9 protein-coding genes and 2 tRNA genes are annotated in these 10,508 nt (G+C 39.5%); 7 read left to right on the plus strand and 4 right to left on the minus strand.

The features are described 5' to 3' along the window. Positions 1-24: 24 nt before the first annotated feature. From KTI78_RS16975 to rluD, 3 genes are all read right to left on the minus strand, one after another. A complete protein-coding gene (locus KTI78_RS16975; RefSeq protein ID WP_262446798.1) occupies positions 25-576 on the minus strand; it encodes a flavodoxin family protein in 552 nt (183 codons plus the stop codon). Between the two features lie 187 nt (positions 577-763). Next, positions 764-1,501 carry a peptidoglycan editing factor PgeF gene (gene pgeF / locus KTI78_RS16980; protein WP_262446799.1) on the minus strand — a complete coding sequence of 246 codons (738 nt, stop codon included), beginning with the start codon at positions 1,499-1,501 and terminating at the stop codon, positions 764-766. Positions 1,502-1,511: 10 nt separating this feature from the next. Next, the gene (gene rluD, locus KTI78_RS16985; RefSeq protein WP_016142026.1) at positions 1,512-2,564 is read right to left on the minus strand and encodes a 23S rRNA pseudouridine(1911/1915/1917) synthase RluD; all 1,053 of its coding nucleotides are present in this window, start codon (positions 2,562-2,564) and stop codon (positions 1,512-1,514) included. Positions 2,565-2,635: 71 nt separating this feature from the next. Between rluD and KTI78_RS16990 the strand changes: the two genes are divergently transcribed. Continuing rightward, a complete protein-coding gene (locus KTI78_RS16990; RefSeq protein ID WP_262446800.1) occupies positions 2,636-3,796 on the plus strand; it encodes an outer membrane protein assembly factor BamD in 1,161 nt (386 codons plus the stop codon). Between the two features lie 157 nt (positions 3,797-3,953). After that, complete coding sequence (locus KTI78_RS16995) at positions 3,954-5,822, plus strand: DNA primase (RefSeq protein WP_262446801.1); 1,869 nt, start codon at positions 3,954-3,956, stop codon at positions 5,820-5,822. Here KTI78_RS16995 and hemA read toward each other — a convergent pair. Further along, entirely contained in the window at positions 5,819-7,102 is a 1,284-nt protein-coding gene (gene hemA / locus KTI78_RS17000; RefSeq protein WP_262446802.1) for a glutamyl-tRNA reductase, read from the minus strand. The two genes, KTI78_RS16995 and hemA, sit on opposite strands and share 4 nt — an antisense overlap. An 88-nt stretch (positions 7,103-7,190) precedes the next feature. Here hemA and KTI78_RS17005 point away from each other — a divergent pair, with 88 nt between their 5' ends. From KTI78_RS17005 to KTI78_RS17025, 5 genes are all read left to right on the plus strand, one after another. Further along, positions 7,191-8,900: a tetratricopeptide repeat protein gene (locus KTI78_RS17005; RefSeq protein WP_213071381.1), complete on the plus strand. Its 1,710-nt coding sequence runs from the start codon at positions 7,191-7,193 to the stop codon at positions 8,898-8,900. A 4-nt stretch (positions 8,901-8,904) separates the two neighbouring features. Beyond that, positions 8,905-9,483 carry a lipoprotein insertase outer membrane protein LolB gene (gene lolB, locus KTI78_RS17010; protein ID WP_182004533.1) on the plus strand — a complete coding sequence of 193 codons (579 nt, stop codon included), beginning with the start codon at positions 8,905-8,907 and terminating at the stop codon, positions 9,481-9,483. Positions 9,484-9,501: 18 nt separating this feature from the next. Next, on the plus strand, positions 9,502-10,335 hold the full coding sequence (ispE, locus tag KTI78_RS17015; RefSeq protein WP_174752678.1) for a 4-(cytidine 5'-diphospho)-2-C-methyl-D-erythritol kinase: 834 nt from the start codon (positions 9,502-9,504) through the stop codon (positions 10,333-10,335). Further along, positions 10,334-10,408 (plus strand) — tRNA-Gln (locus KTI78_RS17020). Before ispE ends, KTI78_RS17020 begins: the two co-directional genes overlap by 2 nt. Before the next feature lie 26 nt (positions 10,409-10,434). After that, a tRNA-Gln gene (locus KTI78_RS17025) sits at positions 10,435-10,506 on the plus strand. Positions 10,507-10,508 lie beyond the last annotated feature (2 nt).

The following is a 10,508-nucleotide window of genomic DNA, read 5'->3' on the forward strand; positions in this document are numbered from 1 at the left end:
GGCTTTTTTACATCGTAAAGTTTATTAATTTAATCTATATAAAAGACCAGCAATATACTCGCCAAACCATTTTGCAGTATCTAAATCGCCTTGTGGGGGAGTAATTTCAACAGGCGCATTATCTGACTGTGTCATTAAACCTAAACAACTCGATAACCGGTTTAAATCTTTTTCACCATGACCTGTCGTCATTAGAGGTAAGCCCGACCAAAGCATGCCATGTTGCATCGCAAAAATATTTAACTGTTGTAATACCGCAAGTTTATCGCCACTTAACCCACCTGAATTTGCAAATCCAGCCGCAAGCTTGCCTTGCCATAAACGCTCTTTCCAACGTTTAGAAGTACTGTCCATAAACTTTTTAAAGTCAGCAGTCATACTTCCCATATAAGTAGGCGAGCCAAAAATAATACCATGCGATGCATCAAGCGCATCCCAATCAATATATTCAATATTCATTAGATGTACTTTTACCCCCATCACCTCTGCACCAGCAGCAATAGCAGCAGCTACCTTCGCGGTATGACCATATGGACTGTGGTAAACAATAGAGAGATGTTTTTCAGGCAAAGACATAAGATTAAAATTTTGAGCGATTTTTTCTATTTTATCATTTTATTAGTGCTTGCTAAACCTTCATCTATAAATATGAAATACAACCTTCCCTACCGCACACTATAGGAATATTTTTAAATTAAATAAAAAACTCTCTTATTTTTAGCGGATATAAAAATAAGAGAGTTTTTAGAGTAGTTCTAAAAACCTACATAAAAACAAACGTGGCCATACGCCCAGTCTTCGCTTCGCGACGATAAGAAAAATATTCATTACTCTGTTGATAAGAGCACTGATCTCCACCCAAGACTCGTTGCACACCTAAACGTTGCAAAATAAAGCGTGCAATGGCATATAAATCTGCATGAAATTTATTTGGAGCAGCCCCCTCAATAAAAGCTGTTTCCAACTCTGGATATTTATCGCAAAAGGCAGCTTTTACTTCGACTCCAATTTCAAAACAAGGTTGACTGATTGCAGCTCCTAACCATGCCCAAGTTGGAGGATTTTGCATAGCCGTAACTGTATTTTCAATAATACCACCCGCTAAACCACGCCAACCCGCATGCAAATTAGCAACTTCACTGCCTTCGGTATTTCCCAACACGACTGGTAAGCAATCGGCCGTCATCATCATTAAAGCATGGCCTTTCGTTTGAGTAACTAAACCATCACCAATTAAAGCTTTAAAAGGAATTTGTTCATTGACAGTATGGCAAATCGTACTGTGCGTTTGAGTCATCCATGTCATTTTTTTAACACCGAATTTCGCAAACTCATCTAACAATATCATTCGATGCTGTTGAACACGTTGTGCCTCATCTTTGACATGTAAAGCCAAATTAAAACCAGATAACTCAACCTGATCTGTTGGCAATGCCAAAGGATGCTGAATACGTGTCTGCCCTACAAATACGCCTTGAGGTAAACCTTGAACAAATTCCATATGCACGTCCTTAATATGCAGCGTTTTCTGAACGTAACACATTCACTAAATGTGTAAAGTCTTCAGGCCACGGCGCTTCAAACAGCATTTCTTCACCAGTACGAGGGTGTTTTAAGCCTAATTTAGCTGCATGCAATGCTTGACGTTTAAAACCGCGTAAAGTTTCAATCAGTAATTCAGATGCACCAGCTGGCACACGTACACGGTTCATATAAACCTGATCACCGATCAAACCGTAACCAATATAACTAAAATGCACACGAATCTGATGTGTTCGACCTGTTTCAAGGCGCGCTTGTACACGGGTAAAATCTTTAAAACGTTCTTTTACATTGTAGTGAGTTACTGCATCTCGCCCACCCGGTAAAATTGCCATTTTTACACGATCTACTGGGTGACGTTTGATTGGTTCATCAATCGTACCGCCAGCAATAATATTTCCATAAACAACCAAGTCATATACACGGTAAACCGATTTATTCGCCAATTGTTTACTTAAAGAAAATTGAGCCTCTAATGTTTTAGCAACAACCAGTAAACCACTGGTATCTTTATCAATACGATGTACCAAACCAGCACGCGAAAGTTCTGCCAATTTGGGAGCATGGTAAAGCAAAGCATTCACTAAAGTTCCAGAACTATTGCCTGCTCCTGGATGTACCACCATGCCTACTGGTTTATTAATAACTAAAATATCATCGTCTTCATAGACAATATTAAGTGGAATATTTTCAGGTTGACTCGTTGTCTGAGCTTCAAGCTCTACTTCGAGCGTAAGCAACTCAGTTCCTTCACAACGGTGCTTAGGCTTGACGATGTTACCATTCACCAACAGATGGCCATCCTTCAACCATTGCTTGAGCTTTTCACGTGAAAACTCGCTCCACACCAAGGCTGCTACTTGGTCGATACGTTGTCCCAGATAGGTTTCATCTAGCTGAACTTGCAACGATAAACGTGTTGCAGTTGTATCAGAAGTATGGTTATCTGCATCCTCAGAATCTTCAAGTAAATTGAAGTCGGTTTCAGAGAAGTTTGTGTTTGAAGATTGTGCTGAAGTCATTTGATCATTGAGATAAAAGTGGTTTAATAGCGCAATTGTAGCTCATTGCCCAACATAACAGAGGAGTTTTTATGTCGCTACCACGTTATAAAATTACGATGCTTGCCTTATCTTTAGGTGTAGCGTCTGCATTTGTGGGCTGTAGCAGCAATCCAAGTAAAAAAGAAGTGGTCGATACTGGCCCTCAATCTAGTGAACAAGCTTACTTCGAAAAAGCCCAAAAGTCGCTTGACCGCGGTCAATATCTTGATGCGACCAAGTCTTTAGAGGCAATCGATACCTATTATCCGACTGGACAATACGCACAACAAGCACAACTTGAACTTCTATATTCGAAATTTAAACAAAAAGATTATGAAGGCGCGATTGCCTTAGCAGAACGTTTTATTCGTTTAAATCCTCAACATCCAAATGTGGATTATGCTTATTATGTTCGTGCTGTTGCCAATATGGAGCAAAACTACGACAGTTTGATGCGCTATACCTCTTTGCAGCAGTCACATCGTGATGTAAGTTATTTAAAAGTTGCGTATCAAAACTTTGTTGATTTAATTCGCCGTTTCCCAAGCAGCCAATATTCTGTTGATGCTGCTCAGCGTATGAAATTCATTGGGCAAGAACTTGCTGAAAATGAAATGACTGCTGCTCGCTTCAACGTTAAACGTAAAGCTTGGATCGCCGCTGCGGAACGTTCACAATGGGTTATTGAACACTACCCACAAACGCCTCAAGTTCCAGAAGCGTTAGCGACTTTGGCATATAGCTATGACAAATTAGGTGATAAAGCGACTTCACAACAATATATTGAAGTTTTAAAGCTTAATTATCCAAGCCTTGTGAAAAAAGACGGCACAGTTAACATGCGTGCTGCCCGTAAAGAAGGCAACTGGATTAACCGTGCAACCTTAGGTATTTTCGGTCGTGAATCGACTGCTGCAACACCAGAGAGCACAACTGAAGCAGAAGCTCCAAAACGTGGTTTCCTCAATCGTGTTAGCTTTGGTTTAATTGGCAATTCAGATAAAGAAGAAGCTGAAGCACCAGAGCAAACACCTGTTGAAGCGCCTAAGTCTGAACGTAGTTGGACAAACCGTTTAAGCTTCGGCCTATTAGACAAACCTGAACAAGCAGCAGAAAATACAACTGTTGCACCAGCGGTAACCTCTACTGAGGCTTCAACTGATGTGCAATCAGATGAAGCAACTCAAAGTGCGGATGACGCTGCTCAATAAGTTTAAGCTTTAAAAAACATCAACAAACAGGCAAGTGATATCACTTGCCTGTTTGTTTTTATAAAATATTAAAATATTTATTGGGCATATCTCGATTCATCATGTCAGAATATTCTGACTTACTGTCTCATCAAGTTTTAATACGGTTATCTGAATTATGGCAATTCCACAACATACGATTGATCAAATTCTAGATCGCACAGATATTGTCGATCTGATTGGTCAACGTGTGAAACTGAAAAAGACCGGACGTACATATTCCGGCTGTTGCCCATTTCATCAAGAAAAAACACCATCGTTCCATGTCTACCGTGACAAGCAGTATTATCACTGCTTTGGTTGTCAAGCTAACGGAAATGCAATCCGTTTTCTCATGGATATCGATAACCGAAACTTTATAGAGGTAATGAAAGAATTATCGAGTAGTACTGGAATTGAATTACCCAAAGATAATACTGAAAATAAAAAACTGTCTTATACCCGTCAGGTTACCAAGCCACCTGTTGCTAAAACAAATACGGCTGAGCCTGTAACTCCACAGCAGCCATCAGATGAAAGCTACAACACGCTTGAACCAGTATTCTTTGATGACCCTTTTGCTCAGTTCGAACAGCCGTTTAGCTTTGATGAACTGGTTCAAGAAGGTAATTTATATGACTTACTGGAAAATGTTGCTCAGTTCTATGAACAACAATTACCTCATAGCCAAAAGGCAAAAAATTACTTTAAACAGCGTGGTTTAACCAATCAGACAATTCAATTTTGGCGTTTAGGCTATGCTCCAGAAGACTGGCAACACCTAGAGAAAGCCTTTCCCTATGACATTGACGGCTTAAAACAACTTGGGCTTATCCGCTCAAGCGATAATGGCCGTGATTTTGACCTATTACGTGACCGCGTTATTTTTCCAATTCGCGACCCTAAAGGTCGAGTCGTCGGTTTTGGTGGTCGTGCCTTAAACGATGAAATCAAGCCCAAATATATTAACTCACCGGACTCAGAAGTCTTCCACAAAAATCAGCTACTTTATGGGCTTTATGAAGGTAGAAAACTTAAATCTAGCGATTGGTTAATGGTCGAAGGTTATATGGATGTTATTGCGCTTCAGCAATATGGCATTACAGGGGCCGTAGCAACTTTAGGGACTGCAAGTAATACAGAACATCTTAATATTCTATTTAAACAAAATAGCCGCATTACCATTGCTTTCGATGGTGATGCAGCAGGTCAAAAAGCAGCGCGCAGAACTTTAGAAATTGCTTTACCACTTCTCAATGATGGTCGTGAACTTAAATTTTTTGTTCTACCGAATGATCATGACCCCGACTCTCTGATCCGTCGAGAAGGGCTCGAAAATTTCCAAAAATTATTACAACAGTCCCCTCTTCTATCCGATTTTGTGTTTGCGCACTTAACAGGTCAACACGATATCAGTACACCTGAAGGGAAAAGTTTAGTCATGGGAGAACTCAGGGAGTTGACTGAACTCTTACCTAAACAAGGTTCGTTCCGTTACTTACTTACTCAATCTTTCCGTGAAAAACTCGGACTTGGTAAACGTTTTACCCCACAAATCAGTCATGATGCTTCACTATCATTTAATATTCATACAAAAGATGAAGACTTTGCGATTGCAATTTTAATGCATCATCCTTTTCTTTATATTCATTTTGAAGGATTGCGGGCCTATATTCACCAAGATGAATTATTGGCCAAAGTACTGGCTATCTTAAATCGTATTTTTGATGATTTACCGGATGACCAAGAGCTGGCAACTTATTATGTGCTTGGTGCTTGTAGTAGTTACTGTCATGAAATCGCCGATATTATGCAAAGAACAAACATTCAAGCATTAACACAGGCTCCTGAAGTAGCTGACAAGTTAGCCAAAGAATATTCATTAAGTCTGCAAGAAAGATATTTACGTCAAAAACTTAAATCGCCGATTTCTTTAATTGAATCAAGAAATCTAAGACAACAACTCAATGAGTTAACAAAACAAATTAGCTTAAAGCTGTTGTCTTAATGTTTTGGTTTACGCTCATGATCAAAGACATCCTGTAAATGCTGTTGTAGCCATTCAAAATAATCAGGATTTTCTGCTTTAGCAGCTTCACGTAGTAATATCGATGTAGGATGCATAAGTTTTTGCGTCAAACGGTGGGCAAATTGCTGTAATACCTGTTCAGCATTCTCACCATGATGCAAAGCTTCTAATGCATGCGTAAGCTCTTGTTGACTAATCTCTTCACTGTGTTGGCGATAAGCATGAATGGTACTACCAGCCTCTTTAACCTTTTGATGAGTAATAAGCTGAGTCGCTAATTGATTCACCATCACTTCCGCTTCAACTGCCGCCTGACGACGTTGAGCGAGGTTCTCATCAATCACACTTTGTAAATCATCCACACCATACAAATAGACCCCATCAAGTGCTTCAACTTTAGGATCTATATCACGTGGCACGGCTAAATCAACCATCAATATTTGTTGATAGCGACGTTTTTTTAATGCGGTCTTAACATCAGAATAAGCAATAACTTGGTATAAACTACCGGTACAGCTCGACACAACATCAGCACGATATAAATTCTCTGCTAATGCTGAAAACTCAATAATTTCAACTTCAACCTGATGTGCAATTTCCTGAGCCAGCTGATCAGCGCGCTCACGGCTACGATTACAAATAATAATCTTCGCAACACCCATTTCAGCCAAATGTTTAGCCACCAAGCTATTCATTTCACCCGCAGCAACCACCATTACGGTAAGTTTTTCAGGCTTACTAAAAACCTGTAAAGCCAGTTGTGCAACCGCATAACCCATTGAAACAGCATGACTACCTACTGCAGTTTCGGAACGTACACGTTTGGCAGCATAAAAAGCATATTCAAAAACACTGTTCAATTCAGGAGAGACCGTTTGGGCTTCTTTAGACAATGCTAAAGCGCTTTTAACTTGCCCTAAAATTTGCGGCTCACCTAGCATAAGAGAGTCTAGACCACTCGCTACTCGCATTAAATGTGTAATTGCCTGCGTGTTCTCGTAACGATAAACATGATGAATTAACTGCTTTACATCAATATTATTGGCATCGGCTAACCATTTTAGAAGGCTTTCGGCGTTTTCAGCCATGGCATAAACTTCTGTACGGTTACAGGTCGAGACGACCACCAAATCCTTTAGGTTTTGGTGATGGCGTTGTTCGGCAAGCAAACGACTTAATCGCTCTGCATTGAAAGCAATTTGTTCGCGGAGTTCTACAGAAGCTGTTTGATGGTTGACACCCAATGCAAAGAAAGACATATCAGATCATCATTTCGCTAAATTTATGCTATTGTGCAACATCGGTGTCATAAAAAGCATTACTTTGGATCAATAAAAATTGCGTCAAATGAATAGCCGTATTAATTTTAACGGTGCTTCGATAAGACAGTATTCTACCACATTCTTATTGTTAGGTAGCATGTCCTCATATGTCTATGCGCGTCCTGTGCAAGAGACCTATGCCGTGCATTCGTTTGATCAGGCATTAGAGCAATCCATGGTTGCTGAATTTGCGCTAGCTTACGACGATATTCCAAACGCTTTGCACAATTACACAGTGCTCGCAATTAAAAGCAACTCTACCTCAATTAAGCAGCGCGCTTTAGACGTTGCACTTGAATATAATGATTTACAAGCTGCGTTAAATATTGCTACACATTGGGTCGCTCAAGAACCCAAAGATGTACCTGCTTTATTCTATTTGTCACATATTGCTTTAAAAACACACGAATATCAGCTTGCTGCTGAGACATTAGATAAAATTTTAAAGATAGATCCCACTGCTGATCTAGAACAGATTTTAGCCAGCATTGCCCCAGAAAATGCACAAGATCGAGAGGTCTTATTAACAGCTTTACGCTCGAGCGCAGAAAAAGCCAATCCTTCTATCTTAGCGCTCATCGCCAATTTAGAAGCGCAAAATGGTCAATTACAAACTGCGCTAACCAACATTAACAAAGCCTTACGCCGACGTCCTAAAGTAACCAGCTTTATTTTAATGAAAGCAAACTTACTTATCGCTCTCAGTGATCAAGAAGGTGCACTTAAATGGTATGCAAAGTCGAGCCGTAAAAATAAGAAAAATTTAGATATTCGTTTAGCTGAAATCCGCTATCTCATACAAATTAACCAATCTGAGCTTGCGTTAGAAAAACTTGAAAAAATTATAGAAACTAACCCTCAAGCTGAAGAAGCCTTATTTATTGCAGGCTTAACGAGTATTGATTTAAAACAATATGACAAAGCAGAACAATATCTTGTTGACCTACGCAACTCGGCTAAATACCAAAATGAAGCGTATTACTACTTAGCGATTAATGCGGAACGTAAACAGCATTATGAAACTGCAAAAGCTTACTATCGTTTAGTTGATGGTAGTTTATACGTGGTATCAAGACGCAATCTGATTGCAATATATGATAAACAAGAAAATTTACACGATGCTTTACGGTTCCTTACTCAAGAACGAGTAAATTATCCCCAACATGCAAGTTTTTTATATCAAGCCCAAGCTGAAATCTTAAAGAAAATGGGCAATAAAAAAGCTGCATTAAATTTATTAGATGAAGCAATAAAAAACTTACCGGATGATCCAGAACTGATTTATGCGGAAGTTTTATTACTTGATCCATATACGGACCGCGACAAACTCGACAAAACATTAAAGCAATTATTACAGCTTGAGCCTAACAGCCCAACGTATCTAAACGCATATGCTTATACCTTAGCTCTGCAAAACCGCAGATTAAAAGAAGCACGTCAATATGCTGAACAAGCTCTGGAATATGCCCCTGAACAAGCCTCAATCCTTGATACGCTAGGCTATATTGCATTTTTACAGAATGATTATGAAGCTGCGGCAGAAGCCTTAGGCAAAGCATATGAACTTAGCCATAATATAAATATTGGCGTTCGTTATGCTAAAGCTTTGTATATGCAAGGGTCACTCACTCAATTTAGCGCAGTGTTACAACAACTGAAACAAAAACATGCCAATGATCCACAATTACAACAGCTTGATGCGTTAATTTTACCTACATCTGCAAAAAAGAGTTAAATATATGAGCAAATTTGCCCAACTGTGCACAGCGATCTGTGGATCAAGTGTATTATTTCTAACCGGTTGTCAGCATTTTACTCAACCTAAACCTGCGGTTACCCAACAAGTTCAAGATGAAAAACACTTTAATTTACAAGGTAAAATTGGAGTTCGTACACCACAGCAAACTGGTAGTGCTTTTTTTACTTGGCTTCAACAGCAAGATAATTTTGATATCGAGTTAAGCGGTATTTTAGGCGTTGGAAAAACTCAAATTCAGGGTAAACCAGGCGAAGTAACTTTAAATAGTGCTAAAACAGGGCTTATTACAGCTGCCTCTCCAGAAGAGCTTTTAGAGCGAGCAACTGGTTGGCAAGCTCCGATTACGCATTTAACGAGTTGGATTTTGGCAAAACCCGCAACATTAAATGCGCAAGTTACCAAAGATGCTGCAAATCGAGTGAGCCAACTCATTGAAGATGGGTGGACCGTGAATTTCAGTTACGATGGTGAACAAACTTTGCCAAACAAACTGGTTTTAAAGCAAGCTCTTGCTGAAGATAAAGAAAACCGTATTACAATGGTCATCCAAAACCGCTAAGTCTAATTATATAAATCTATGATTCGAGTTCCTTCCCCTGCTAAGCTCAACCTGTTTTTACATATTACAGGCCGACGCGAAAATGGTTACCATGAGCTACAAACCATTTTCCAACTTATTGATTTATATGACTGGATGACATTTACGCCTACTTCAAATGAAGAAATCGAAATTGATGGGTTGAGTGAAGTTCGACCTGAAGAAAATTTGATTTATCGGGCAGCTCAAATATTAAAGCCACATGCAAAAAAGTTTTGTGGTTTAGACATCAAAATTGAAAAAAATATTCCAATGGGCGCGGGTCTAGGCGGTGGTTCATCCAATGCCGCCACCACGCTTATTGTGTTAAATCAATTATGGGAATGTGGTTTAGGCCAAGAACAACTTGCGGACTATGGTGTAAAGCTCGGTGCTGATGTTCCTATTTTTATTTATGGTAAAAATGCATGGGCTGAAGGCATCGGCGAACATTTATCATTCATAGACTTAGATCAAAAACAGTTCATTATTTTAAAACCTGATTGTTTTATCAGCACTCAATTGCTTTTTTCACAAAAAACATTGACAAGAGACTCTAAGACCACTAAATTTTGCGCCTATCAGTTAGAGCCTTCTAATTTTGGAAATAACTTTGAGCCACTGGCTCGGCAGTTATATCCTGAAGTAGAAGAAGCAATGCAATATTTAGATCAGTTTGGTCAAGCAAAGCTTACAGGTACAGGTGCTTGTGTTTTTACTGAAGTAACGAATGAAATGAATATTGATGAAATTCTTAAGCATTCACCATGTAAATCTTACTTGGTAAATAGTTTAAAAGAATCTCCTCTTAATCATTTTAAGGTTACACGTTAGGGGCGTCGCCAAGTGGTAAGGCACCGGGTTTTGATCTCGGCATCCGTTGGTTCGAATCCAGCCGCCCCTGCCAACCTCACCTGTAATGATGATTATATTAGGGGCGTCGCCAAGTGGTAAGGCACCGGGTTTTGATCTCGGCATCCGTTGGTTCGAATCCAGCCGCCCCTGCC

This window comes from Acinetobacter sp. WU_MDCI_Abxe161, from assembly GCF_025514355.1.
Lineage (GTDB): Bacteria > Pseudomonadota > Gammaproteobacteria > Pseudomonadales > Moraxellaceae > Acinetobacter > Acinetobacter pittii_E.